The 23844-nt window shown below is 65.9% G+C and carries 24 protein-coding genes; 13 read left to right on the top strand and 11 right to left on the bottom strand.

Annotated elements, in window-relative coordinates:
• Positions 1-8 precede the first annotated feature (8 nt).
• Both ACWEFV_RS09950 and ACWEFV_RS09955 read left to right on the top strand, forming a co-directional pair.
• Positions 9-221, top strand: coding sequence for an exodeoxyribonuclease VII small subunit (locus ACWEFV_RS09950; protein WP_135457523.1), 213 nt, complete (start codon positions 9-11; stop codon positions 219-221).
• A 63-nt stretch (positions 222-284) separates the two neighbouring features.
• On the top strand, positions 285-1370 hold the full coding sequence (locus ACWEFV_RS09955; RefSeq protein ID WP_135457525.1) for a 3-beta-hydroxysteroid dehydrogenase: 1086 nt from the start codon (positions 285-287) through the stop codon (positions 1368-1370).
• A 9-nt stretch (positions 1371-1379) separates the two neighbouring features.
• On the opposite strand, the gene ACWEFV_RS09960 is transcribed toward ACWEFV_RS09955, so the two are convergent.
• Positions 1380-1655 carry a DUF1876 domain-containing protein gene (locus ACWEFV_RS09960; protein ID WP_450070044.1) on the bottom strand — a complete coding sequence of 92 codons (276 nt, stop codon included), beginning with the start codon at positions 1653-1655 and terminating at the stop codon, positions 1380-1382.
• Between the two features lie 62 nt (positions 1656-1717).
• Entirely contained in the window at positions 1718-3355 is a 1638-nt protein-coding gene (locus tag ACWEFV_RS09965; protein ID WP_450070045.1) for a fatty acyl-AMP ligase, read from the bottom strand.
• Positions 3356-3795: 440 nt separating this feature from the next.
• Here ACWEFV_RS09965 and ACWEFV_RS09970 point away from each other — a divergent pair, with 440 nt between their 5' ends.
• From ACWEFV_RS09970 to ACWEFV_RS09985, 4 genes are read left to right on the top strand one after another with little or no spacing between them, the layout of a single operon-like run.
• A complete protein-coding gene (locus tag ACWEFV_RS09970; RefSeq protein ID WP_450070046.1) occupies positions 3796-5346 on the top strand; it encodes an arylsulfatase in 1551 nt (516 codons plus the stop codon).
• 3 nt (positions 5347-5349) lie between these two features.
• Complete coding sequence (locus ACWEFV_RS09975) at positions 5350-6903, top strand: arylsulfatase (RefSeq protein WP_450070047.1); 1554 nt, start codon at positions 5350-5352, stop codon at positions 6901-6903.
• A gap of 3 nt (positions 6904-6906) precedes the next feature.
• Positions 6907-7818 (top strand): HAD family hydrolase, encoded by a 912-nt coding sequence (locus tag ACWEFV_RS09980; RefSeq protein WP_135457532.1) that lies wholly within the window; start codon positions 6907-6909, stop codon positions 7816-7818.
• Between the two features lie 28 nt (positions 7819-7846).
• Positions 7847-8734 (top strand): formylglycine-generating enzyme family protein, encoded by an 888-nt coding sequence (locus tag ACWEFV_RS09985; protein ID WP_450070048.1) that lies wholly within the window; start codon positions 7847-7849, stop codon positions 8732-8734.
• On the opposite strand, the gene ACWEFV_RS09990 is transcribed toward ACWEFV_RS09985, so the two are convergent.
• The gene (locus ACWEFV_RS09990) at positions 8731-9297 is read right to left on the bottom strand and encodes a TetR/AcrR family transcriptional regulator (protein WP_450070049.1); all 567 of its coding nucleotides are present in this window, start codon (positions 9295-9297) and stop codon (positions 8731-8733) included. The genes ACWEFV_RS09985 and ACWEFV_RS09990 overlap by 4 nt on opposite strands.
• Before the next feature lie 165 nt (positions 9298-9462).
• Between ACWEFV_RS09990 and ACWEFV_RS09995 the strand changes: the two genes are divergently transcribed.
• Positions 9463-10662 (top strand): cytochrome P450, encoded by a 1200-nt coding sequence (locus ACWEFV_RS09995; protein ID WP_450070050.1) that lies wholly within the window; start codon positions 9463-9465, stop codon positions 10660-10662.
• A gap of 12 nt (positions 10663-10674) precedes the next feature.
• Here the strand turns inward: ACWEFV_RS09995 and ACWEFV_RS10000 are convergent, their stop codons facing one another.
• Positions 10675-10950 carry a hypothetical protein gene (locus tag ACWEFV_RS10000; protein ID WP_450070051.1) on the bottom strand — a complete coding sequence of 92 codons (276 nt, stop codon included), beginning with the start codon at positions 10948-10950 and terminating at the stop codon, positions 10675-10677.
• Between the two features lie 398 nt (positions 10951-11348).
• On the opposite strand from ACWEFV_RS10000, the gene ACWEFV_RS10005 reads away from it, so the two are divergent.
• From ACWEFV_RS10005 to ACWEFV_RS10020, 4 genes are all read left to right on the top strand, one after another.
• Positions 11349-12449 (top strand): NAD-dependent epimerase/dehydratase family protein, encoded by a 1101-nt coding sequence (locus tag ACWEFV_RS10005; protein WP_135457540.1) that lies wholly within the window; start codon positions 11349-11351, stop codon positions 12447-12449.
• An 8-nt stretch (positions 12450-12457) separates the two neighbouring features.
• Complete coding sequence (locus ACWEFV_RS10010; RefSeq protein ID WP_450070052.1) at positions 12458-13231, top strand: SDR family NAD(P)-dependent oxidoreductase; 774 nt, start codon at positions 12458-12460, stop codon at positions 13229-13231.
• Positions 13228-14073: an SDR family NAD(P)-dependent oxidoreductase gene (locus ACWEFV_RS10015; RefSeq protein WP_450070053.1), complete on the top strand. Its 846-nt coding sequence runs from the start codon at positions 13228-13230 to the stop codon at positions 14071-14073. The genes ACWEFV_RS10010 and ACWEFV_RS10015 overlap by 4 nt, the downstream gene beginning before the upstream one ends.
• Positions 14074-14136: 63 nt before the next feature.
• Positions 14137-15336, top strand: coding sequence for an AI-2E family transporter (locus tag ACWEFV_RS10020; protein WP_450070054.1), 1200 nt, complete (start codon positions 14137-14139; stop codon positions 15334-15336).
• On the opposite strand, the gene ACWEFV_RS10025 is transcribed toward ACWEFV_RS10020, so the two are convergent.
• Positions 15314-16114 (bottom strand): dienelactone hydrolase family protein, encoded by an 801-nt coding sequence (locus ACWEFV_RS10025; protein ID WP_450070055.1) that lies wholly within the window; start codon positions 16112-16114, stop codon positions 15314-15316. The two genes, ACWEFV_RS10020 and ACWEFV_RS10025, sit on opposite strands and share 23 nt — an antisense overlap.
• 23 nt (positions 16115-16137) lie before the next feature.
• On the bottom strand, positions 16138-16776 hold the full coding sequence (locus ACWEFV_RS10030; protein WP_135457548.1) for a DUF4245 domain-containing protein: 639 nt from the start codon (positions 16774-16776) through the stop codon (positions 16138-16140).
• A gap of 55 nt (positions 16777-16831) precedes the next feature.
• On the opposite strand from ACWEFV_RS10030, the gene glpX reads away from it, so the two are divergent.
• Together glpX and ACWEFV_RS10040 are read left to right on the top strand one after the other, a co-directional pair.
• A complete protein-coding gene (gene glpX, locus ACWEFV_RS10035) occupies positions 16832-17860 on the top strand; it encodes a class II fructose-bisphosphatase (RefSeq protein WP_135457550.1) in 1029 nt (342 codons plus the stop codon).
• A gap of 27 nt (positions 17861-17887) precedes the next feature.
• Complete coding sequence (locus ACWEFV_RS10040; RefSeq protein WP_450070056.1) at positions 17888-19303, top strand: class II fumarate hydratase; 1416 nt, start codon at positions 17888-17890, stop codon at positions 19301-19303.
• 86 nt (positions 19304-19389) lie between these two features.
• Here the strand turns inward: ACWEFV_RS10040 and ACWEFV_RS10045 are convergent, their stop codons facing one another.
• The 5 genes from ACWEFV_RS10045 to ACWEFV_RS10065 all read right to left on the bottom strand — a co-directional run bounded on the left by ACWEFV_RS10045 (position 19390) and on the right by ACWEFV_RS10065 (position 23778).
• On the bottom strand, positions 19390-21114 hold the full coding sequence (locus tag ACWEFV_RS10045) for a GAF domain-containing sensor histidine kinase (RefSeq protein WP_450070057.1): 1725 nt from the start codon (positions 21112-21114) through the stop codon (positions 19390-19392).
• Positions 21115-21157: 43 nt separating this feature from the next.
• Entirely contained in the window at positions 21158-21580 is a 423-nt protein-coding gene (locus ACWEFV_RS10050; protein WP_135460228.1) for a pyridoxamine 5'-phosphate oxidase family protein, read from the bottom strand.
• 89 nt (positions 21581-21669) lie between these two features.
• Positions 21670-22311, bottom strand: coding sequence for a hypoxia response regulator transcription factor DosR/DevR (gene dosR / locus ACWEFV_RS10055; RefSeq protein WP_135457556.1), 642 nt, complete (start codon positions 22309-22311; stop codon positions 21670-21672).
• Positions 22312-22321: 10 nt separating this feature from the next.
• Positions 22322-22771, bottom strand: coding sequence for a universal stress protein (locus ACWEFV_RS10060; RefSeq protein WP_450070058.1), 450 nt, complete (start codon positions 22769-22771; stop codon positions 22322-22324).
• Positions 22772-22794: 23 nt separating this feature from the next.
• On the bottom strand, positions 22795-23778 hold the full coding sequence (locus tag ACWEFV_RS10065) for an Acg family FMN-binding oxidoreductase (RefSeq protein WP_450070059.1): 984 nt from the start codon (positions 23776-23778) through the stop codon (positions 22795-22797).
• Between the last annotated feature and the right edge of the window lie 66 nt (positions 23779-23844).

Below are 23844 nucleotides of genomic sequence, written 5' to 3' on the forward strand. Positions count from 1 at the left end.
ATGTGAGCATGAAGCCTATTAGTGAATTGGGCTATGAAGAGGCCCGCGACGAATTGGTCGCCGTCGTGCAGCAGTTGGAGCAGGGTGGGCTGGATCTCGACGCTTCGCTGAATCTCTGGGAGCGTGGCGAGAAGCTGGCACAACGCTGCGAAGAACACTTAGCTGGAGCGCGGCAGCGGGTCGAGCAGGCCCTGGCCGCGCGCGAGTCCGAAGAATCTTGATGCAGCAACTATTTTTGCCGATCCCGGTCGAAACTGGAACCTGTTTCAGTTAAGCTGCCCAGCATGGGTGACGCATCTCTGACCACTGAACTCGGCCGCGTCCTGGTGACGGGTGGCTCCGGCTTCGTCGGCGCCAACCTGGTGACCGAGCTGCTCGACCGCGGCTACGCGGTGCGCTCGTTCGACCGCGCACCGTCGCCGCTGGGCGATCACGCCGGCCTGGAGGTCATCGAGGGCGACATCTGCAACCCGGAGACCGTGGCCGACGCCGTCAAGGACATCGACACGATCATTCACACCGCTGCGATCATCGACCTGATGGGCGGCGCCTCGGTCACTGAGGAGTACCGGCAGCGCAGCTTCGCCGTCAACGTCGAGGGCACCAAGAACCTGGTGCACGCGGGCCAGGCCGCCGGCGTCAAGCGCTTCGTCTACACCGCCTCCAACAGCGTGGTGATGGGCGGACAGGACATCGTCAACGGTGACGAGACCATGCCGTACACCACCCGGTTCAACGACCTGTACACCGAGACCAAGGTCGTGGCCGAGAAGTTCGTGCTCTCCCAGAACGGCGAGCAGGGCATGCTGACGTGTTCGATCCGGCCCAGCGGCATCTGGGGCCGCGGCGATCAGACCATGTTCCGCAAGGTGTTCGAGAACGTTCTGGCCGGACACGTCAAGGTGCTCGTCGGCAACAAGAACATCAAGCTCGACAACTCCTACGTGCACAACCTGATCCACGGGTTCATCCTGGCCGGCCAGCACCTGGTCCCCGGTGGCACCGCACCCGGTCAGGCGTACTTCATCAACGACGGTGAACCGATGAACATGTTCGAGTTCGCCCGCCCGGTGATCGCGGCGTGCGGCCGGAAGCTACCGACGTTCTACGTGTCCGGCAAGCTGGTACACAAGGTGATGATGGCCTGGCAGTGGCTGCACTTCAAGTTCGCCCTCCCCGAGCCGTTGATCGAACCCCTTGCGGTGGAACGGCTTTACCTCAACAACTACTTCTCGATCGCCAAGGCCGGACGCGACTTGGGCTACAAGCCGCTGTTCACCACTGAGCAGGCCATGACCGAGTGCATGCCCTACTACGTCGACCTGTTCCACCAGATGGAGTCCGGGTCCAAGCAGTCCGTCACCGCGTAGGGTCTCCCCTCAGCGGTACAGGTGCACCGGATGGTGCGTGGACTGTTCGATCCGTGCCGATGCGGCATGCAGTAGTTCGGTGCCCAGCGAGATGAGCGCGCGGGCCGCCGCGATCTCCTCACCGATCATCGGCGCGCCGGGGTCTTTGGGGTTCCGGTAGGCGTCTCCGGTGGTGGATATCGTGTCGTCGCGCACCTGTGCCCGGACCGAGGCATGGGTGTGGACCTCGTCTTCGGAGAACTCGATCTCGACGAGCCACTTGTTGGTCAGATCCTTGTCGTACATGTCGGACACCTCCACCTACAACTGTGCGCCGGGCACGGCGAGGATGCCAACAGTTTGGCGAGTCATTGGCCGACCAGGGACAGCGCGAACCCGCGACGAAGCTTGCCCGACGGTGTTTTCGGGATGGCTCCCGGCGGTAGGACGACGACCGTGCGTGGCCGTGCATCCACTTCGGTGACCACATGATGGGCGACGGCATGCTGGATGCGGCGGACCTCGCTATGGTCATCGAACGCACTCGATTCCACTGCGACCGCGAAGGACTCCGTCGAACGCCCGGAATGCAGTCGCACCGCAACGGCACAACCCGGTCGCACGCCATCGACGCGACCGGCAGCACGCTCGATGTCGGTCGGATGGATGTTCCGCCCGGCCATGATGATTACATCCTTGACCCGGCCACAGACCACGATGTGGCCGTTCTCCATCAGGTAGCCCAGATCGCCGGTGTCGTACCAGCCCCGCTCGTCCTGTGCGGGCACAAATCCCGCCGCCGTGGTGTAGCCCCGGGTCAGTGATTCGCCGCGGACCTGGATCACTCCGACACCGCGGGCCGGAAGCACTTTCCCGTCCTCGTCGACAATGCGGGCTTTGAGCCCACTCAGCAAGGGGCCCAGTGTCGCCAACCGGCGACGATTGCCGTTCTTCGTCGGCACCGCACGTCGCAGCGTCGCCAGGATGTCGGCATCCACCTCATCGACCACGAGGCCGGAGTTGCACTCCGAGAACGAAACCGCGACCGTGGTCTCGGCCATGCCGTACGCCGGCAGAATCGCTTCTGGTCGCAAGCCGAACTGCTTGCCTGCAGCGCACAGATCCTCGACGTCGGCCGGCTCAACCTGCTCGGCACCTGACAGCGCCCATCGCAACGTCGACAGGTCGAACTCGCCGGGTTGGGCCTGCCTGCGCAACCGCTTGGCCAACAGTGCATAGGCGAAGTTCGGCGCGGCGGTCATCGTGCCCTTGTACTTGTCGATGAGCCTCGCCCACAGCAACGCGTCCTGCAGGAAATCCATTGGCGTGATCTTGACCAGCTCCGCACCGAAGTACATCGGAACTGTCAGGAACCCGGTCATCCCCATGTCGTGGAACAGCGGCAGCCAGCTGATGATCACGTCGCTGTCTAGGTTGTACTCGGCGCCGACGAACATCGCCTCAGCGTTGGAATGCAGGTTGCGGTGGGTGATTTGGACCGCTTTGGGAGGCCCCGTGGAGCCCGACGTCAGCTGCAACAGCGCCAGGTCGTCCTCGTCGACGTGCACCGGGTCGATCGGCTCCGTACCGAGCAGCTGCTCGATGGTGACAACGGCCAGCCCGCGCTCGGCCAGCACGGGCTCGGCACCCAGAAATGGCTCGGATAGCACAACGGTGTCGGTGTCGATGGCTCCGACCACCTCGGCCGTTTCAGCAGCCCATTTCACGAGGTCGGTGCGAGGGGTGGGTTGGTGCAGCATGGTCAGGCTGGCGCCACGCATCCAGACCGCCTGGGCGGTAGGCGCAACCTCGACCGGAAGTCCGGCCAGCACCGCGATCGCGTCGCCGCGGTCTACGCCTGCCGCGGCGAGGCCGCCCGCGACCCGACGCGCCCGCTGATGTACCTGTTCCCAGGTATGCCGAACCGGCGCATGGGGTTCACCGGTCACCATCCCCCTGGTGCTTGCATGTGCGTTTGCATACATCGTCTCGGTGAATCTGCTCATGGATCCCCCCTGAACCCATTGCGTTACGTTTCCGCGAATGATTCGTACCCGAATGGCGCACGTAATCATCGGCGATGCTCCCACGGCAATCAGAGCAATCGCAGACGGCGGCCGGACAGTCGGCACGGGACGAACCCACGATTCCGACAGAATAGCCAGCCTGGGCCAAGATTCGAGGCCATCTGCCGGTCAACCGATGTTCGTGTCGGCGTTCCTGAACGGATATTTGTTTGGGCAACAAGGCAATACGCCCGCCGAACAACGAGAATATCGAAGGAGATGGCAAATTCGACGATGGACTCCGATCGACGCCCCGGTCCCAAAGCGAGCGCGTCGGTAAATATCGGCTGAGAAGCGTCGAGAAGCCCACCGGTGGCCGGCGAAACCACATACCGTCGGCCAGAGACGAAAAAGTCGGGGATCGACAGGAGGACTGCAACATGCCAAACGGCAAGCCGAACATTCTCGTGATCTGGGGCGATGACATCGGCATCAGCAACCTGAGTTGCTACAGCGACGGCCTGATGGGCTACCACACCCCGAACATCGACCGCCTCGCCAGCGAGGGCATGCGGTTCACCGACTCCTACGGCGAGCAAAGTTGCACCGCCGGCCGCGCGGCATTCATCAGTGGGCAGAGCGTCTATCGCACCGGAATGAGCAAAGTCGGTGTGCCCGGCGTGGACATCGGTTGGGCCGCAGAGGATCCGACCATCGCCGAGCTACTCAAGCCGCTCGGGTACGTGACCGGCCAGTTCGGCAAGAACCACTTCGGCGACCTCAACAAATACCTGCCGACCGTTCACGGTTTCGACGAGTTCTACGGCAACCTCTACCATCTCAACGCCGAGGAAGAACCCGAGAACTTCGACTACCCGCACGAGGATCGGTACCCGCGGCTCTACCAGCTGGCCAAACCGCGTGGCGTGCTCAAGTGCAAGGCCACCACCGACGTGTCCACCGAACCGGACGACCCGAAGTTCGGGCCCGTCGGCAAGCAGACCATCGAGGACACCGGCCCGCTGAACACCAAGCGGATGGAGACCATCGACGAGGACATCGCCGACTCCACGGTCGACTACATCAAGCGTCAGCATGCGGAAGGCAATCCGTTCTTCGTGTGGTGCAACTTCACCCACATGCACCTCTACACCCACACCAAGCCGGAGAGCCGTGGGCAGGCCGGGCTGTGGCAGTCGCCGTACCACGACACGATGATCGACCACGACCGCAACGTCGGCACCGTGCTGAACGTGCTCGACGAGCTCGGTATCGCCGAGGACACCATCGTCATCTACTCCACCGACAACGGCCCGCACCGCAACACCTGGCCCGACGGCGGCACCACTCCGTTCCGCAGCGAGAAGAACACCAACTGGGAGGGCGCTTTCCGGATTCCCGAGCTGATCCGCTGGCCCGGAAAGATCAAGGCCGGCTCGGTCTCGAACGAGATCATCCAGCACCACGACTGGCTGCCCACCCTGTTGGCCGCCGCCGGTGATCCCGACATCGCGGAGAAGCTCAAGACGGGCCATAAAGCCGGTGCCGACGGGGAGACCGAGTACAAGGTTCACATCGACGGGTACAACCTGTTGCCGTACCTGACCGGCGAGGCGGAGACCAGCCCGCGGCGTGGGTTCTTCTATTTCTCCGACGACGGGGACCTGGTGGCGCTGCGGTTCGAGAACTGGAAGATCGTCTTCGCCGAACAGCGGTGCCAAGGCACCCTGCGGGTCTGGGCCGAGCCGTTCACCCCGCTGCGGGTGCCGAAGTTGTTCAACCTGCGCACCGACCCGTACGAGTTCGCCGACATCACGTCGAACACGTACTACGAATGGCTGCTGCGGCACGACTTCTTCGTGTTCTACGCGACCGCAATGGCGACGAAGTTCCTTGAGACGTTCAAGGACTTCCCGCCTCGGCACGCACCGGCCAGCTTCAGCGTGGATCAAGCCGTCGAGAAGTTGCACGAGTTTCTAGCGAAGGACTGAGTCATGCCGAACGGAAAACCGAACATCCTGGTCATCTGGGGCGACGACATCGGCATCTGGAACCTCAGTTGCTACAGCCGCGGCATGATGGGGTACTTCACGCCGAACATCGACCGCATCGCGAACGAAGGCATGCTGTTCACCGATTCCTATGGCGAACAGAGCTGCACCGCGGGCCGGGCATCGTTCATCACCGGTCAGAGCGTGTACCGCACCGGGATGAGCAAAGTGGGCATGCCCGGCGTCGACGTCGGACTGCAGGCCGAGGACCCGACGATCGCCGAACTGCTCAAGCCACTGGGCTATGCCACCGGGCAATTCGGCAAGAACCACCTCGGCGACCTGAACAAGTACCTACCCACCGCACACGGATTCGATGAGTTCTTCGGCAACCTGTACCACCTCAACGCCGAGGAGGAACCGGAGCACGAGGACTACCCCACCGCCGAGGAAGCCCCGAAGATGCGGGCCGCGTTGCTGCCCCGAGGCGTCATTCACTCCTGGGCCACCGACCAAGACTCCGGCGAGGTGGACGAGCGCTACGGGCCGGTGGGCAAGCAGCGCATCGAGGACACCGGACCGCTGACCAAGAAGCGGATGGAGACCGTCGATGACGAAACAACCTCCGCGTGTGCCGATTTCATCAGGCGCCAGCACGAAGCCGACACCCCCTTCTTTGTGTGGATGAACTTGACCCACATGCACTTCCGGACTCATACCAAGCCGGAGAGTCGGGGACAAGCCGGCCGCTGGCAGTCCCCGTACCACGACACCATGATCGACCACGACCGCAACGTCGGCACACTTCTCGACCTGGTCGACGACTTGGGTATCGCCGAGGACACCATCGTCATCTACTCGACAGACAACGGCCCACACGCGAACTCCTGGCCGGACGGTGCGACCACCCCGTTCCGCAGTGAGAAGGCCACCAACTGGGAGGGCGCGTTCCGCATTCCGGAGATGATTCGTTGGCCCGGGAAGATCAAGCCGGGCGCAATCTCTAATGAGATTGTGCAGCACCACGACTGGCTGCCCACCTTCTTGGCCGTGGCGGGCGACCCGGATATCGTCGAGAAGTTGAAGAAAGGCCATACGGCCGGGGCCGATGGAAAGACCGAGTACAAGGTCCATATCGACGGGTACAACCTGCTGCCATACCTCACCGGCGAGGTGGAGAAGAGTCCGCGCCGCGGAATGATCTACTTCTCCGACGACGGCGACGTGCTGGGCATCCGAGCGGACAACTGGAAGATCGTGTTCATGGAGCAACGTTGCCAGGGCACCCTGCAGGTATGGTTCGAGCCGTTCACCAAGTTGCGTGCGCCCAAGCTGTTCAATCTGCGCACCGACCCCTTCGAGCGTGCGGACGTTACATCAAACACCTACTGGGACTGGATGATCGACCGCCTGTTCCTCATGTTCTATGGCTCCGCGATCGTGACGCAGTTCCTCGATACCTTCAAGGAATTCCCGCCGCGCCAGGAGCCGGCTTCGTTCACCATCAATCACGCCGTGGACGAACTCAAGAAGTTCCTCGCAACGGGCGGCGGCTAGGCGGTGACGGAATTGCTTTCCTGGGCCGAGGGACCCACGAAGTCGGCGATCGTCGACTTCGTGGGCCGCGTCACCACCGACGGTCCGGATTTCGTTGCGCCGGAAGCCCGGGTCGCGGTCTTCGACAACGACGGCACCCTGTGGTGTGAGAAGCCGGCCTACATCCAGCTGGACTTCCTGGTGCGCCGGCTGGCCGAGCAGGCCGCCGCCGAGCCGGCGCTGGCAGCCGAGCAGCCGTATCAGGCTGCGGCCGCCGGCGATCTGGCCTGGTTCGGGGATGCCGTCACCAAGCATTACAACGGTGATGATTCGGCCCTGAAAGTCCTTGCCGGCGGCGTACTTTCGGCGTACGCGGGACTGACCGTCGAGGATCACGCGGACCGGATCGCGGCGTTCTTCGCCGAGGCGCAGCACCCGACACTGAACCGGCCGTACACCGCGTGCGGCTATCAGCCGATGGTCGAACTGCTGCGTTACCTGGAGGCCAACGGCTTCACGAACTACATCACCTCCGGTGGCGGCCGTGATTTCATGCGCCCGGTGACAGAGTCGATGTACGGCATCCCGCCGGAGCGGGTGATCGGCAGTTCGGTGGGGCTGGATTTCGTCGACGGTCAGCTCAAGACCACGGCCACACCGGAGTTCCTCAATGACGGTCCGGTCAAGGCAGTGCGCATCTGGGGGCGCGTCGGGCGTCGGCCGATCTTCGCGGCGGGCAACTCCAACGGCGATATCCAGATGTTGGAGTACGCCGGCGGCGGCACGGGCCCGTCGTTGGGTCTGCTGGTGCGTCATGACGACGCCGAACGCGAATTCGATTACACCGCAGGAGCCGAAAAAGCGCTGGGACTGGCCGCCGACCGTGGCTGGACGGTGGCGAGTATGCGCGACGATTGGACGACGGTCTTTGACTGAGTCTGCACCGAAGTGGTCGACTCGACGCATGACATCAGCCGATCTGGTCTGGATTCCGGCACAGACGGCGGTCCTCGGCTCTGACGCGCACTACCCCGAGGAGGCGCCGGCCAGGGAGGTCGCCACCGAGGGGTTCTGGATCCAGCGTCAACAGGTGACCAACGCCGATTACACCGAATTCGTGGACGCCACCGGCTATCTCACGGTCGCCGAACGTCCGGTGAACCCAGACGACTTCCCGGGCGCTCCGGCGGAAAACCTGGTTCCCGGCTCGATGGTGTTCCAGCGCACCTCGGGTCCGGTGGACCTGCGGCATATCAACCAGTGGTGGGCCTGGACGCCGGGCGCGTGCTGGAATCACCCCCGCGGGCCGCGATCGTCCCTGAAGGGACGCGAGCAGCATCCGGTGGTGCACATCGCCTTTGACGATGCCGTGGCTTATGCGGACTGGGCCGGACTGGAACTGCCGAGCGAGGCCCAGTGGGAGACCGCGGCCCGCGGCGGGATCGCCGGTGCGGCATACACGTGGGGCTACGAGCCCGAGCAACCCTGGCAGCGCCTGGCGAACTACTGGCACGGTGAGTTCCCCTACCTGCCTGACACCGGTTATGGCACAACGAAACCGGTCGGCAGCTTCGAACCCAACGGCTACGGCCTGTTCGACATGGCCGGCAACGTCTGGGAGTGGACCACGGACTGGTACGGCGAGGACCGGGCCACCACGCCGTGCTGTGCCGCAGAGACCTACGACCCGAACCAGCCTCAGTTCCAGATCGGGCGCCGGGTGATCAAGGGTGGCTCATTCCTGTGCGCCGACAGCTACTGCATGCGGTACCGCCCAGCCGCACGGCGGCCCCAGATGGTGGATACGGGCATGAGCCACATCGGTTTTCGGTGTGTCCGCCACGCCGATTAGGCCTGAGCCGCACCGAACGCCGGGGCGACGAAGCGCTTCAGCATCTGCCGCTCGGTAGCCTCGTCGGGCCCAGGCCAGACCAGCAGCGACAGCACCAGGCGCACGATCCACGCCGCAGCCGCCGGGTCGTCCTCACCCAGCCCGGTGAGTTCCGTGGCGAACGCGGCGGGCACCGGCGATTGCGTCAGATCCGCCATCCCACCCCCGCTTCGCAGCGAGCCGAGCAGCAGATCGAACATTGGATCGGCTCTAATGCGTTGCAGTGCAACGGTAATGGCGGTCAACACCCGCTGCGATCCGGTCAGTCCGTCGACCGCTCGACGGACCTCCTCCACGATCGAAGCCGCCAACCGGGCCAGCACGGCGTCGCGGATCTGCGTCTTGCCGCCCGCATGCCGGTAGACCGTCGCGCGCGAGCAGTGCACCCGCGCCGCCAGCGCATCGATGTCCAGTGCGTCGAGCCCGTCGCGGGCCGCCATCTCGGCCGCCGCGGTGTAGATGCGCTCGGCAGCCTGGGCACGCCGGTCGCCCCCGACCAACCAGTCCGCACGCCCGGGAGACATACCTGCGAATTTATCGCATGCTGAGACAGAACTGCGAATAATTCGCACCCTATATGCAGGTCACCGGCCCACATTGAGACACGTTCGCGCCGTGAGCCCCGGCAGCGAATATCAACCTGTCCGGGCATCGTTGACTCCCCCGGAATCGCCAGCCAACCTGGGCAAATGCTTCTGGCTCACGAACTGTTCGAACCGACCTGCCTGCAGGATCCGTATCCGCTCTATGACCGGCTACGTGCGCATGCACCGGTCGCGCAAGTCGGCGACTCCCAGTTCTTCGCGGTGACGTCATTCGACGCCGTGATCGAGGCCACCGCACGTTCCCAGGACTTCTCGTCGAATCTCACCGCAACCATGTGGTCCCAGCCCGACGGCACCGTTTCCCCGTTCAGCATGGGCGAACCGGGTAACCCCGTGCATGTGTTGGCCACCGCCGACGATCCGGCACATGCCGCCCACCGCAAGATGGTGCTGCCCCGAATGGCGGCCAAGCGGATCGCCGAACTGGAGCCGTTCATCACGGCCATCACCGCCGACCTGCTGGCCGGGGCCCGCGGAGAGTTCGAGTGGATGTCGACGCTGGCCGACCGGTTGCCGATGCTGGTGGTCGCGCAATTGCTGGGACTGCCGGCCGCGGATGTGGACCGGCTGGTGACCTGGGCCTACGCCAGTACGCAACTACTGGACGGGTTGGTCGATGCCGACCAGCTGACCGCATCTGGCATCGCGGCCGTCGAGCTGGGCGGGTACCTCGCCGAACGGTTCGGCGAAGCTTCGGCAAATCAAGGAGAAAACCTGCTGGGAGACCTGGCCGCCTATTGCGCGGCCGAACGGGTGTCCCCGGAGGTGGCGGTGTTGATGTTGATCCAGCTGGTCGGTGCCGGCGCGGAATCGACCGCGTCGTTGATCGGCAGCGCCGTCTGGATCCTGAGTCGGCAGCCCGAACTCGCCGAGCGGTTGCGACGCGATCCCGCCTTGCTCGCGCCGTTCCTGGAAGAGGTGTTGCGGTTCGAGTCCCCGTTCCGGGGCCATTACCGGCATGTCCTGGCCGATACCGAACTGGCAGGCATCGCGGTGCCCGCGGACAGCCACCTACTGCTGCTGTGGGGCGCGGCCAACCGGGATGAAGCGGTGTTCGACGCTCCGAACGAGTTCCGGCTCGAACGACCGAACATCAAGCATCACGTGGCATTTGGCAAGGGCGGGCACTTCTGTCTCGGGGCGGCACTGGCCCGCCTCGAAGCCCGCATCGTGATCTCGGCCCTACTGTCCACCGGTGACACCATCCATCCGGCAAGCGACGCCGAATGGCAGCCCAGCCTGTTGGTGCGCCGGTTACGTCAGCTTCCGCTGAGCGTGCGGTGATCTACCTGGAACTCAGGCAGCTTGCGCGGCGAGCGCGATGCTGTCGTCGTCGACGAACACCAGGCCGCCGTCGTCAAGGTTGACGGCCCACCGCCGTGCCGGTTCGACGATTCGCTCTCCGGCGACCTCGACCGCGGTCCCGGCCAAGTCGGCGAAATCTTCGACAACGGTTCCGTGCAGTTCTTCGTCAGTTCCCGGATACACCACCACCGAGGAACCCACAGCAACTTCTTCGGCAATTTCGCCGGAGTCGCTGTCGTTAACCCCCGTCACGACATCTTCGGACATCCCACACCTCCCCAATTGCTGACGCGTGCAACCGAGTACATCACAAACGCCTGCGCTTGGCTCACTTTCACCGATACCTACAGCCACACCTTGCATAGGTCTCGGGCAAATTTCCAAATCCGGTAACGACGACCATTCCGGCAAACGCGTCACAGTGGGGTGTGCAGCGTGATGTCAGTCACGCTCATCGGCTGACAGTGCCACTGATCAATGCTTTTGAGGCAACGGCAGCAACATTCGCCTTCCATCAAACTCCCCCAGTACGACGGCCGTGGACCGGTTGCTGAGCAATCAGGGGCGAACAGCCCGCCGAAAACCCGACAACCCCGTCCGGATCGCGGTGACACACACCACATCGGCGTTCGCTAGTGTTGCAACACGTTCTAGCGAGGAGACCTATGTCCGACGCTGTGTTGGTTACCGGAGCGTTCGGTTTGGTGGGCTCAGCCGTCGTGAAAACGCTGGCCGCCGGCGGGCGCACGGTGGTCGCGACCGATCTCGACGTCCCCGCGAACCGCAAGGCCGCCGCCGTGCTCCCGTCATCCGTACAGGTGCGCTGGGCCGATCTGACCGACGCCGCTGCCGTTGACGCACTCGTGGCTGCGGTCGCACCGGCCGCGATCATCCACCTCGCCGCGATCATCCCGCCGTTCTGCTACATGCGCCGTGGGCTGGCCCGAAAGGTGAACGTCGAGGCCACCGCGTCACTGCTGCGGGCCGCCGAGGCCCAACCGACTCCGCCTCGGTTCGTCCAGGCATCGAGCATCGCGGTCTACGGTGCCCGCAATCCGCACCACATCGACGACGTGTTGACCCCGGACACCCCGACCAACCCATCCGACATCTACGGCGCGCACAAGGTCGAGGCCGAAGCCCTGGTCCGAGCCTCGAAGCTGGATTGGCTGATCCTGCGTCTCGGTGGGGTCATGAGCTCCGAGTTCAGCCTCGGCATCGACGTTGACCTCATCTCGTTCGAGAGTGTGCTGCCCGCCGACGGGCGGCTGCAGACCGTGGACGTTCGTGATGTGGCGGCAGCGTTCGTCGCGGCCACCACGGTCCCGACCGAAACCGCCAACCACGAGGTGCTGCTGATCGGCGGCGACGCCGAGACGCACCGCCACATCCAGTCCGGAGTCGGTTCGCAAGCAGCTGCCGCGATGGGGATCAGGGGCGGCCTGCCGATCGGCCGACCCGGCAACCCCGACGATGACGCCGCCTGGTTCGCCACCGACTGGATGGACACCAGCCGGGCGCAGGAAGCGCTCGGGTTCCAGCATCACTCCTGGCCGCAACTGCTGGCGGACACCAGGGCGAACGCCGGGTTGAAGCGTTTCCCGATCGGCCTGGCGGCGCCCTTGATTCGCGCCTTCCTGCGGTCCAAGTCCGCGTACAAGGACTATCCCGGGCAGTTGGCCGACCCATGGAACGCCATCGACAAGAAGTGGGGCGACCACCGCCCGGATCGGGCCGACGAGCGCTCGCGCGAGGAGAAGGAATGAGCAGCGGAATGTCAATGAATCGCGTAGCGATCGTCATCGGCGGGGCCTCGGGGATCGGGTGGGCCAGTGCCCAGGCGCTGGCCGCCGACGGCTGCCGCATCGTCATCGCCGACCGTGATGCCGACGGCGCAGCGGCCCGGGCTGCCGAGCTCGGCGCAGCACACACCAGCTTCTACGTCGACGTCACCAACGAGGATGCGGTGCAGAAGTTGTTCGCTGAAGTTACCCGCGCCGGTTCTGTTGACATCGTGCTCAACTGCGCGGGGTTCAGCAACGTCGGACTGATCACCGATATGCCGGTCGACGACTTCCGCTCGGTCGTCGACGTCTGCCTCAACGGCGGATTCATCGTCGCCAAACACGCCGGCCGGGCCCTGCCCGAAGGTGGTGTCCTGGTGTTGATTTCATCGCTGAACGGCCGCCAGCCCGCGGCCGGCATGAGCGCCTACTGCGCGGCCAAGGCCGGGTTGTCGATGCTCACGCAGGTGGCCGCCCTCGAGATGGGACCGCGTGGCATCCGGGTCAACGCGATCGCGCCGGGATTCGTGAAGACTCCGCTGACCGATCCCGCGGCGATGATCCCCGGGGTGGTCGAGGAGTACGTCGAGAACACCGCGCTGGGTCGCAGCGGAACCCCCGAGGACATCGCTGCGGCCGTGGTGTTCCTGTGTTCCCCGCAGGCGTCCTGGCTGACCGGCGAGGTGCTCGATCTCAACGGGGGCGCGCACCTCAAGCGCTATCCGGACATTCTCGGCCATGTCATGAAGCTGACCCAGGCGTGAGCACGCTCGCCGGTAAGCAGGCGATCGTCACCGGCGCCGGGTCCGGGATCGGCGCAGCGCTGTGCCGCGCGTTGACCGCCGCCGGTGCCGAGGTGCTCTGCACCGACATTGACGAGGCTGCGGCGGCGCGCACCGCTGCGCCGCTCGGCGCCCGGTCGGCACGCCTCGACGTCACCGACGCGGCCGCCGTGCAGGCCGCGGTCGACGGCGTCGTGGAACGGGCCGGAAAGCTCGATCTGATGTTCAACAACGCCGGCATCGTCTGGGGCGGTGACACCGAACTGCTCACGCTCGACCAGTGGAACGCCATCATCGACATCAACGTGCGCGGGGTCGTCCACGGTGTCGCCGCGGCGTATCCGCAGATGATCCGGCAGGGCCACGGCCACATCATCAACACCGCCTCGATGGCCGGGTTGGCCGCCGCGGGTCAGCTCACCAGCTATGTGATGACCAAGCACGCCGTCGTCGGGCTGTCGCTGGCCCTGCGTTCGGAGGCGGCCGCCCACGGCGTGGGCGTGCTGGCGGTCTGCCCGGCCGGAGTCGAGACTCCGATCCTGGACAAGGGCGCGGTCGGCGGTTTCGTCGGCCGCGACTACTTCCTGCAGGGCCAAGGAGTCAAGACCGCCTACGACGCCGATCGGCTCGCCGCCGACGCCTTGCGCGCCATCTCGCGCAATAGAGCCATCCTGGTCAAACCCCGTCGCGCCCATGCCTCCTGGCTGATCGCCCGCCTGGCGCCCGGCCTGATGCAACGGCTCTCCATGCGCTTCGTCGCCGCACAACGGGCCGGCCAGGCCGCCCGCCGCTCGGCTCTGGTCTCCGACGTCACGCTGGAGTGAAGTCAATGCCGACCGTCACGCCCGCGTGACGATAGGGTCAGCGCAACGTCGGGAAGGGATCTGATGAAAGACCAGTTCACCCTCACCCAGAAGCGAGCGCTGGCGGTCTTCACAGTGCTCGCCCTGCTACTCGGGGCCTACTTCCTGCGCAGCTTCTTCGTCCTGATCGTGATGGCCGCGGTTGGCGCCTACTTGTTCACCCCGCTCTACCAACGGTTTCAGCGCAGATTCGGTACCGGCCTCTCGGCCACGCTGACGCTGTTGGTCGCCATACTCATGGTGATCATCCCGGTGTCGCTCGTGGTGTTCATGGCCATCGTCCAGGTCACCCAGCTCGTCAACACGGTCAGCAACTGGATCGGCAACACCGACCTCAGCACCCTGGGCGACCGGGCCCTGCAACTGGTCAACTCACTGCTGGCACGGGTGCCCTTCCTGGACATCCACCTCAGCGCAGATTCATTGCGCGACACCGTAATCAAGCTTTCCCAGCACCTCGGCGAATGGCTGCTGAGCGTCCTGCAGGGGGCAGTCGGCGGCATGGTCGGCGCCATCACCTCGTCGATCATCTTCCTGTACGTGTTCATCTCGATGCTGGTCAACAAGGACGAGATGGCCACCCTGATCCGCCGGCTGAATCCGCTGGGTGAGGAGATCACCGACCTGTACCTGGCCAAGACCGGCGCCATGGTGAAGGGAACGGTCAAGGGCCAGTTCGTGATCGCGTTCTGCCAGGGCGTGGCCGGGGCGATATCGATCTACATCGCGGGCTTCCACGAGGGGTTCTTCGTCTTCGCGATCCTGCTGACCGCGCTGTCGGTCATCCCGCTCGGCGGCGGCATCGTCACCATCCCGTTCGGCATCGGAATGATGTTCTTCGGCAACATCTTCGGCGGTATTTTCGTGGTGGTGTTCCACCTGCTGGTGGTCACCAACATCGACAATCTGTTGCGTCCGTGGCTGGTGCCCAAGGCGGCCCGACTCGATCCCGCGCTGATGCTGCTGGCGGTGTTCGCCGGCATCTCGATGTTCGGCTTCTTCGGTCTGGTGATCGGGCCGGTCCTGATGATCATCATCGTCACCACGGTCAGCGTGTACCTGGCCGTCTACAAGGGCGTCGAGCTCGAAACCGACGAGCCCGACGCGCCCCGCAAGAAGTTGTGGTCGCGGCGGCAGAAGGGCGCGGCCCCGGCGCCGGAGGCCGACACCGCCGATGCCGCCGACGAATCCCCGTCGGCGGTTACGCCACCAGACGTTCCGTAAGGAACGCCACCACCCGCTTCCGTGCCTCATACGCGGGATGCCCGTCGACCTCGCGCACCTGATCGGTGAGCACCGAATGCGCGGACGCCGGGATGCCGTCGGCGTTGCCCTTCTTCGAGTCGATCTCGATGACCTCGAATGCGTCGCCGAGCCGCGCCTTGAGGGTGGCGAACCGCTCCCCCGGCGCCAGCCGGTCCTGGCTGAAGCGCAGCGCCAGTGCGCACAGGCCGTCATTGGCGGCGCGCTGTTCGATGATCTTGAGCTCGGCCTCCGACATGCCCGGATCGCGTTTCTGCGCCGCGGTCAGGGCCACCGGCACCGACGGCTGGCTCAGCACCGGGGCCAGCACGCTGTCGTCCACCGCGGCGGCAAGTGCGAACCCGCCGGTGAAGCACTGCCCGATGACGCCGACGCCCTTACCGGGTGTGTTGGCGTTCAGATCGCGGGCCAGCGCCCGCAGGTAATGCGCGACGGGCCGGTCGGCGTTCGTCGCGAAGGCGGCGAATTCCTTTGTCACACAGGCCTTCAGCATGACTGGGATGGCACCCGGACGCACCGCGGCCGCGCCGGGGGTGCCGAACAACGACGGGGCGGCCACCGTGAAGCCGTTTTCCACCAGGTGGTTGCCCAGCGCGAGCACCCCGGGATGCAGGCCGGGAATCTCGGGAATCAGGACCACACCGGGGCCTTCGCCCTTGCGGTACACGTCGTAGGTCTGATCGGCGGCGGTGAATGGGGCGGCGGTCCACCCGGTGAGATCTGCAACTGGCGACGACAACACGGGCTCCATCCGTTAGTGCGTCACGGCCTCTTGGTCGGCAGCGGCGACTGCTTCTGCGTCGCACTCGCCAGCGTACGGTACTCATCAGTACCACCGGCGCCTGTGATCGCAACCTGTGCCGGTCCGCTCAGCCTCGTCGTCCACACCGGTTCCGGGTCGCTGCTCTCGTAGACCACCCAGGTCACCCCGTCGACATCCTCGGTGCCCGACGCATACGAATCCGGCTTGATCGAGGCCACCAGGGCGGCCTCGTCGGCATTGCTCTGGGTCAGGCTCAGATACTTGCCATTGGGCGCCAGATAGCCGATACGCGAGGACACCGCGCGGCCATGCTGGCCGCCGGGCAGCGTCATACCACCGTCGATGCCGTGGCGACTGCCGGAGTTGGGATGCCAGCCCTCGGGCAGCTGAGGCAGCCGGATCGGAATCTTCAGGGCGTCCGCGTCAGCCTGCAGTGCGGCCGGCGCATCGAATTCCGGAGGCGGACCCGCTCCGGGCCCACCGGCCTGAAACGAGCACATACCCAGCATTCCGGCCAGTACGATGCAGGCCACGACCAGCGGAGCCATCGACCAGAACATATCCCGGCCGTCCTGCAACAACCGCGACTTTTCCGGCTTGGGGACCGGGGTTGGCTCAGACGTCGGCTCGGAGGACATGCTCGTCAGTATCCCAGCTCCCAAACGTTGACCACGTTCTGGGACAATCTGGGCCATGAGTCCCACGCGGGGAGAAGCCCCGGATCGCAACCTTGCCCTCGAACTCGTCCGGGTGACCGAGGCCGGTGCCATGGCAGCAGGCCGCTGGGTCGGCCGCGGCGACAAGGAAGGCGGCGACGGGGCCGCTGTCGACGCCATGCGTGAGCTGGTCAACTCGGTATCGATGCGCGGCGTCGTGGTGATCGGCGAGGGCGAGAAAGACGAAGCACCGATGCTCTTCAACGGTGAAGAGGTCGGCAACGGCGACGGACCGGAGTGCGATTTCGCCGTCGACCCGGTCGACGGCACCACGCTGATGAGCAAGGGCATGCCCAACGCCATCTCGGTGCTCGCGGTCGCCGAGCGGGGCGCCATGTTCGACCCGTCGGCGGTGTTCTACATGAACAAGATCGCCGTCGGCCCGGAGTGCGCCGACGCCATCGACATCACCGCCCCGATCGGCGAGAACATCCGGCGGGTGGCCAAGGTGCGTGGAGCGTCGGTGAGCGATCTCACCGTGTGCATCCTGGACCGGCCGCGCCATGCCCAGCTGATCGACGATGCCCGTGCCGCCGGTGCCCGCATCCGGCTGATCACCGACGGCGACGTCGCCGGCGCGATCTCGGCCTGCCGACCCAACTCGGGCACCGACATCCTGGCCGGCATCGGCGGGACACCCGAGGGCATCATCGCCGCGGCAGCGATCCGCTGCATGGGCGGCGCGATCCAGGCGCAGCTGGCCCCGACCGACGACGCCGAACGCCAGAAGGCCATCGACGCGGGCTACGACCTGGACCAGGTCCTGTCGACCGACGACCTGGTCGCGGGCGAGAACGTCTTCTTCTGCGCGACCGGCGTCACCGACGGTGATCTGCTCAAGGGCGTGCAGTACTACCCCGGCGGCTGCACCACCCAGTCCATCGTGATGCGGTCCAAGTCCGGCACCGTCCGGATGATCGAGGCCTACCACCGGCTGACGAAACTCAACGAGTACTCGGCCATCGACTTCACCGGCGACAAGACCGCCGCCTACCCGCTCCCGTAACTCCGAAGTCCTCCGAGAAAGGCACGTATGAGCACCGACAACGCTGTCGAGACCGAATACCGCATCGAACACGACACCATGGGCGAGGTCCGGGTGCCGGTCAACGCCCTGTGGCGGGCACAGACCCAGCGCGCCGTGGAGAACTTCCCGATCTCCTTCCGCGGCCTGGAGCGCACCCAGATCCGCGCGCTGGGCCTGCTGAAGGCGGCCTGCGCACAGGTCAACAAGGACCTGGGCCTGCTGGCCGCCGAGAAGGCCGACGCCATCATCGCCGCGGCCGGTGAGATCGCCGACGGGCTGCACGACGACCAGTTCCCGATCGACGTGTTCCAGACCGGCTCGGGCACCAGCTCCAACATGAACGCCAACGAGGTCATCGCCTCGATCGCCGGCCGCAACGGCGTGACCGTTCATCCCAACGACGACGTGAACATGTCGCAGAGCTCCAATGACACGTTCCCGACGGCCACCCACATCGCGGCCACCGAAGCCGCTGTGCGCCACCTGATCCCGGCACTCGAGATCCTGCACGAGTCGCTGGCTGCCAAGGCCAAGCAGTGGAAGACCGTGGTGAAGTCCGGCCGCACCCACCTCATGGACGCGGTGCCGGTGACGCTGGGCCAGGAGTTCGGTGGCTACGCCCGTCAGGTCGAGGCCGGCATCGAACGGGTCAAGGCCACCCTGCCCCGCCTGGGTGAGCTCGCCATCGGCGGCACCGCCGTGGGCACCGGGCTCAACGCCCCCGACGGCTTCGGCCCCAAGGTGGTCGAGGTGCTGGTCAACCAGACCGGTCTGGCCGAATTGCGCACCGCCGCTGACTCCTTCGAGGCCCAGGCGGCCCGCGATGGGCTGGTCGAGGCGTCCGGCGCGCTGAAGACCATCGCCGTCTCACTGACCAAGATCGCCAACGATGTGCGCTGGATGGGCTCGGGCCCGCTGACCGGCCTGGGCGAGATCCAGCTGCCGGATCTGCAGCCGGGCAGCTCGATCATGCCGGGCAAGGTCAATCCGGTTCTGCCCGAGGCGGTTACCCAGGTGGCCGCCCAGGTCATCGGCAATGACGCCGCCGTCACCGTCGGCGGGCTGTCGGGCGCCTTCGAGCTCAATGTGTACATCCCGATGATGGCCCGCAACGTGCTCGAGTCGTTCACCCTGCTGGCCAACGTGTCGAAGCTGTTCGCCGCCAAGTGCATCGACGGTCTGGTGGCCAATGAAGACCACCTGCGCACCCTGGCCGAGTCCTCCCCGTCGATCGTGACGCCGCTGAACTCGGCGATCGGCTACGAGGAGGCCGCCAAGGTCGCCAAGCAGGCCCTGAAGGAGAAGAAGACCATCCGCCAGACCGTGATCGACCGCGGCCTGATCGGCGACAAGCTGTCGGAGGCCGAGCTGGACAAGCGCCTCGATGTGCTCGCCATGGCGAAGGTCAAGGACGCCGAGTAGCCCTCACCTTCTCTGCGCGAGCAGACGCAAAAGCACCCGAAAACCGGCGTTTTCGGGTGCTTTTGCGTCTGGTCGGCGTATGGCCGCTACTCGGGAAGCGGTGCGGCCCAACGCAACACGGTCCCGCCACCGGGCCGGTCGGTGATCGTGAACTGGCCGTCCGCGCTCAACGCGCGGGCCCGCAGATTCCCCAGCCCGCTCTCGGTGACCTCGGCGGCGATCCCACAGCCGTTGTCGGACACCTCGATGGACAGGTCGTCGGCCACCTCCACGAGAACGGTGAGTTCACTTGCCCCCGAATGACGTACCGCATTGCTGATCGCCTCGCGCAGCACCGCCTCGGCATGATCGGCCAGGGTCGCCTCGACCACTGACAGCGGGCCGACGAACCGCGTGCTGATGTGTATCGGCGCGTCGGCGAACTGGGCGATCACCTTGTCGAGCCGCTGCCGCAGCCGCGTCGTGCCGGCCTGCGCACCGTGCAGATCGAAGATCGCGGTCCGGATCTCCTGAATGACCGCCTGTAGGTCATCGACAGTTCCCATGAGCCGTTGTTGCACCTCCGGAGACTGCGCCCGCGGGATCGTGCCCTGCAGCGACAGGCCCACCGCGAACAGCCGCTGGATCACGTGATCGTGCAGGTCCCGGGCGATCCTGTCCCGGTCGGCCAGGATCTCCAACTCCTGCACGCTGCGCTGAGAGCTGGCCAGCTGCCAGGCCACCGCGGCCTGGTCGGCGAACGCCGCGGCCATGTCGAGCTGCTCGGCGGTGAAGCTCCGGGCGCCGTCGGCGCGCACGGCCACCAGCACACCGGCCACCGTGTCGATGGCACGCAGCGGCAGCACCAGCGCCGGGCCACCCGCGCCGTCCAACTCGAGGCGGTCGAGCCGGTGCGGGGTGCCGTCGCGGAACGCCGCGCCCACCGCGTCCTCCGCTCCGTGCGGGCCCACCGGAATCGAGTCGACCGTGGTCGGACTGCCCGCGGTGGCGGCCACCACGAGGGTGTCGGCCTCACCGGCGGGGACCTCGCTGCCGGGCACGGCGACCACGATCCGGTCGGCACCCGTCAGTTTGAGCGCCTCATCGGCCACCATGCGGAACACCCTGGCCGGATCGGTACCGCCGAGCAGTTCGGTGCCGATATCGCGGGTGGCCGCGATCCAGGCCTGCCGGTCTCGGGACAGTTCGTAGAGCCGGGCGTTCTCCACCGCCACCCCCGCAGCCGCGGCCAGGGCCTCCACGAGCACCTCATCGTCCTCACTGAACGGCTGCCCGTTGGTCTTGTCGGTGAGGTAGAGGTTGCCGAACACCTCGTCGCGGATCCGCACCGGGACACCCAGAAAAGTCCGCATCGGCGGGTGATTGGGCGGGAACCCGACCGAGGCGGGATGTTGGCGGATGTCGTCGAGCCGGATCGGTTTCGGATCGTCGATCAGCACACCCAGCACGCCACGCCCTTCGGGCAGATGCCCGATCACGGCCCGGGTTTCGTCGTCGATGCCCTGATAGACGAACTCGGTCAGCTCATGCTCGTCGCCACGGACACCCAACGCACCGTAGCGGGCGTCGACCAGCTCGATCGCCGTCCGCACGATGGTGCTCAACGTGACCTCGAGGTCCAGGCCCGACGTCACCGCGAGCATCGCCTCGACCAGGCCGTCGATCCGGTCGCGGCCGGTGATGATCTCCTCGACACGGTCCTGGACCTCGGTGAGCAATTCGCGCAACCGCAGCTGCGAGAGCGTGTCCCTCAACTGCGGAGTCCGCTGTTCATCGTCGGGGTGCGCACGGTGACCAGTCACGTCCACCATGCTGGCACTACCGGCCGCAGCGCACCAAGCTCGTCCGGGGTCGTCACTCCGCGGCCGGTTCAGGTCCGAACCGGAAGCGGCGGCCGGTGACCCGGACCGGGGACACCCGCACATAGTGCGTTTTCGACGTCGCAGTCCACGGCAGTAACTGCGCCTGTTCGGCTTCGGCCAGTTCCTCGTCCGTACGCAGGGTGCGTGCAACACCTCGCACGATCACGCTCCAGCCTTCGGCCGCGGTGTGATCGTCGGCTTCGAACACCACCTGGTTGTTGATGGCCGCGCTGATCAGCTTCGTCCCCGCCGCGGTGCGGAACAGGATGGTTCGGTTCTGCACCACGAAGTTCACCGGGAAGACGTGCGCCTCGTCGTCGACTGCGGTGACGAGGCGGCCGAGCGACACACTGCCCAGCAGTTCCCAGCACTCACGCTCGGACAGGATCGTGACCGGCTCACTGCGCGTTGACATTCCGATTCCCATAGCCGTGAGGCTATTGCCGCGCAGTTCGCGGCACCATGGGCGAAAGCCCTATCCGCCGGGGACCAAAGACCCTGGCATCACTGGTGATCACGACGATCGAGCGTGGAGGCGAATACCGCGGCCTGCGTGCGGCGTTCCATGCCCAACTTGGCCAGCAACCGCGACACGTAGTTCTTCACGGTCTTCTCGGCCAGGAACATCCGGGCCGCGATCTGCCGGTTGGTCAGCCCCTCCCCCAGCAGGTCCAACAGCACCCGCTCCTGCTGCGTCAGCCCGGCCAACGGGTCGGAGCGCTCGGCGTCGCCCCGCAGTTTGGCCATCAGCGCCGTGGCGGCGCGGTTGTCCAGCAGCGACTTCCCGGCCCCGACGTCCTTGATCGCCTGGGCCAGTTCCATGCCCTTGATGTCTTTGACCACGTAGCCGCTGGCGCCGGCCAGAATGGCATCCAGCATGGCTTCGTCGGACGTGAACGACGTCAGCATCAGGCAGCGCAGATCAGGCATGCGCGACAGCAGTTCCCGGCACAGCTCGATGCCGTTGCCGTCAGGCAACCGGACATCGAGCACCGCGACATCGGGCGCCAGCGCAGGCACCCGGGCCAGCGCCTGGGACACCGAGTCGGCCTCGCCGATCACGTCCAGCTCCGGGTCTGCACTGAGCAGGTCGATCAGCCCGCGGCGAACCACCTCATGGTCATCGACCAGAAAAACTCTGATCATTCCCCGAGTCTCACAACCGGGGGCGCCGATCGCAAGTGAGCACCGCGCAACCCGAGCGCGCCAACACCGCCTGCAACCCGGCCGAATCCGGGTGGTCGGCACCGAGCACGAGCACCTGGGCCGACTCCGGATGTACCGCCAGGTATTCCGCAACGCTGTCGTAGCCGTCGATGCTCTGCACATCAAGGTCTGGCGAGCGCTTCAGCGCACGGGTCAGCCGGCGCTCGAGCTGTGCGGCCGACAGGCGGTCGCGCTCAGCGACGGCGGTCGCGTCGTACATCTCGCGGTGCCGGGCTCCCCAGGTGGTCAGCACCCGCAACGGCGCGCCGCGCCGCACGGCTTCGTCGATCGCGGTGTGCAGGGCGTCGTTGCTGGAGGTGCGGCCGTCGGCTTCGACCACGACGGCCGCACCAGCGGTGGGAGCAGTGGTGGAGGCGGGATCGATCAGGGTGTCGGTCATGGGTCAGCTCCTATTTGGGACGGTCAGGATTCGAAGGTCAGGAAGGCCTCGACGGCGCGGCGCGGAGTCGGCGGTGGCGCGTCGGTGATCGTCGGCGCGATACCGATCCGGACCAGCAGCTGCGGGCAGGCGTCGCGGCCGATCAGGGTACCGATGATGTCGCGGCTGGCGTGCAGCTCGGTCACGTGGCTCACCGGGCAAGTACTCAGGCCCGAGAGCGTGCATTCCAGCAACAGCGCCGAGAGGGCCTCGCCCGCATCGAGGGCGTCGGCCCGGCTGTACCCGTCCGTGGACAGCACGACCAGGGTCGCCGAATCGTCGCGGACGTTGGGACGCCGATCGGTGTGTGCGGTGACCGGGAACGTGCGTGCCACCGCGACGCGCTCGCTTTCGGCCGCCGACACCAGCGAGCTCTGCGGGATACCGTCTTCGGTTGCGAACGGTGTTGTCCACCAAGCAAGTTCAGCGTGGTAGGCGGAGTCGTAGAGGCGCAGCGACTCGGTCAACGCCGCGGCTTCGGCCACCGTTTCGCGCGCGTCCTCGGCCAGCACGTCCAGATGCACCGGGCCGTCGGGCAACCGCGCCCGCAGCAACGCTTCGAAGGCATCCCAGTCCGCGTACCCGGTCATCGGCAGGCGGTCGGTGCGCCGAGCCAGGATCGCATCGGCCCGCCGGCGGTGGGCGTCGGTGACGAACTCCATCGGCGAGAACTGAAGCGTCGCCAGATGATCGGGGTCATTGGGATTGGGGAAGCGGTCGACAGCGGTGGCCCACCCGGCTGCGGCCATGGCAGCCCGCAGATGGTCCAGCAGCACACCGCAGCTGATGATCGCCTCACGCGAGGAGCGGTCGGTTGCGGTCACCACCCGACTGGGGTCGAGGTGCAGATGCAGACAATCACGTTGAGCCACCAGCCGCCACGGTTGGGTGTTGTGCAGAGAAGGCGCACGCGATGCCAGCTGCACCGCACGGGTGAGGGTCGCTGTATCGAACATCGTGTCGGGCATGCTTCTAGCCTCGTCGTGCCCGAGCCCGTCGGTTAGGGTCTTTGGTCCTCAACCCGACGCGATGTG

The organism is Mycobacterium sp. NPDC004974 (assembly GCF_053600815.1).

Bases quoted from the DNA above. Each gene is read 5' to 3' on its own strand.
- ACWEFV_RS09950 (WP_135457523.1), top strand. From the start codon at position 9: ATGAAGCCTATTAGTGAATTGGGCTATGAAGAGGCCCGCGACGAATTG.
- ACWEFV_RS09955 (WP_135457525.1), top strand. From the start codon at position 285: ATGGGTGACGCATCTCTGACCACTGAACTCGGCCGCGTCCTGGTGACG.
- ACWEFV_RS09960 (WP_450070044.1), bottom strand. From the start codon at position 1,655: ATGTACGACAAGGATCTGACCAACAAGTGGCTCGTCGAGATCGAGTTC.
- ACWEFV_RS09965 (WP_450070045.1), bottom strand. From the start codon at position 3,355: ATGAGCAGATTCACCGAGACGATGTATGCAAACGCACATGCAAGCACC.
- ACWEFV_RS09970 (WP_450070046.1), top strand. From the start codon at position 3,796: ATGCCAAACGGCAAGCCGAACATTCTCGTGATCTGGGGCGATGACATC.
- ACWEFV_RS09975 (WP_450070047.1), top strand. From the start codon at position 5,350: ATGCCGAACGGAAAACCGAACATCCTGGTCATCTGGGGCGACGACATC.
- ACWEFV_RS09985 (WP_450070048.1), top strand. From the start codon at position 7,847: ATGACATCAGCCGATCTGGTCTGGATTCCGGCACAGACGGCGGTCCTC.
- ACWEFV_RS09990 (WP_450070049.1), bottom strand. From the start codon at position 9,297: ATGTCTCCCGGGCGTGCGGACTGGTTGGTCGGGGGCGACCGGCGTGCC.
- ACWEFV_RS09995 (WP_450070050.1), top strand. From the start codon at position 9,463: ATGCTTCTGGCTCACGAACTGTTCGAACCGACCTGCCTGCAGGATCCG.
- ACWEFV_RS10000 (WP_450070051.1), bottom strand. From the start codon at position 10,950: ATGTCCGAAGATGTCGTGACGGGGGTTAACGACAGCGACTCCGGCGAA.
- ACWEFV_RS10005 (WP_135457540.1), top strand. From the start codon at position 11,349: ATGTCCGACGCTGTGTTGGTTACCGGAGCGTTCGGTTTGGTGGGCTCA.
- ACWEFV_RS10010 (WP_450070052.1), top strand. From the start codon at position 12,458: ATGTCAATGAATCGCGTAGCGATCGTCATCGGCGGGGCCTCGGGGATC.
- ACWEFV_RS10020 (WP_450070054.1), top strand. From the start codon at position 14,137: ATGAAAGACCAGTTCACCCTCACCCAGAAGCGAGCGCTGGCGGTCTTC.
- ACWEFV_RS10030 (WP_135457548.1), bottom strand. From the start codon at position 16,776: ATGTCCTCCGAGCCGACGTCTGAGCCAACCCCGGTCCCCAAGCCGGAA.
- glpX (WP_135457550.1), top strand. From the start codon at position 16,832: ATGAGTCCCACGCGGGGAGAAGCCCCGGATCGCAACCTTGCCCTCGAA.
- ACWEFV_RS10040 (WP_450070056.1), top strand. From the start codon at position 17,888: ATGAGCACCGACAACGCTGTCGAGACCGAATACCGCATCGAACACGAC.
- ACWEFV_RS10045 (WP_450070057.1), bottom strand. From the start codon at position 21,114: ATGGTGGACGTGACTGGTCACCGTGCGCACCCCGACGATGAACAGCGG.
- ACWEFV_RS10050 (WP_135460228.1), bottom strand. From the start codon at position 21,580: ATGTCAACGCGCAGTGAGCCGGTCACGATCCTGTCCGAGCGTGAGTGC.
- dosR (WP_135457556.1), bottom strand. From the start codon at position 22,311: ATGATCAGAGTTTTTCTGGTCGATGACCATGAGGTGGTTCGCCGCGGG.
- ACWEFV_RS10060 (WP_450070058.1), bottom strand. From the start codon at position 22,771: ATGACCGACACCCTGATCGATCCCGCCTCCACCACTGCTCCCACCGCT.
- ACWEFV_RS10065 (WP_450070059.1), bottom strand. From the start codon at position 23,778: ATGCCCGACACGATGTTCGATACAGCGACCCTCACCCGTGCGGTGCAG.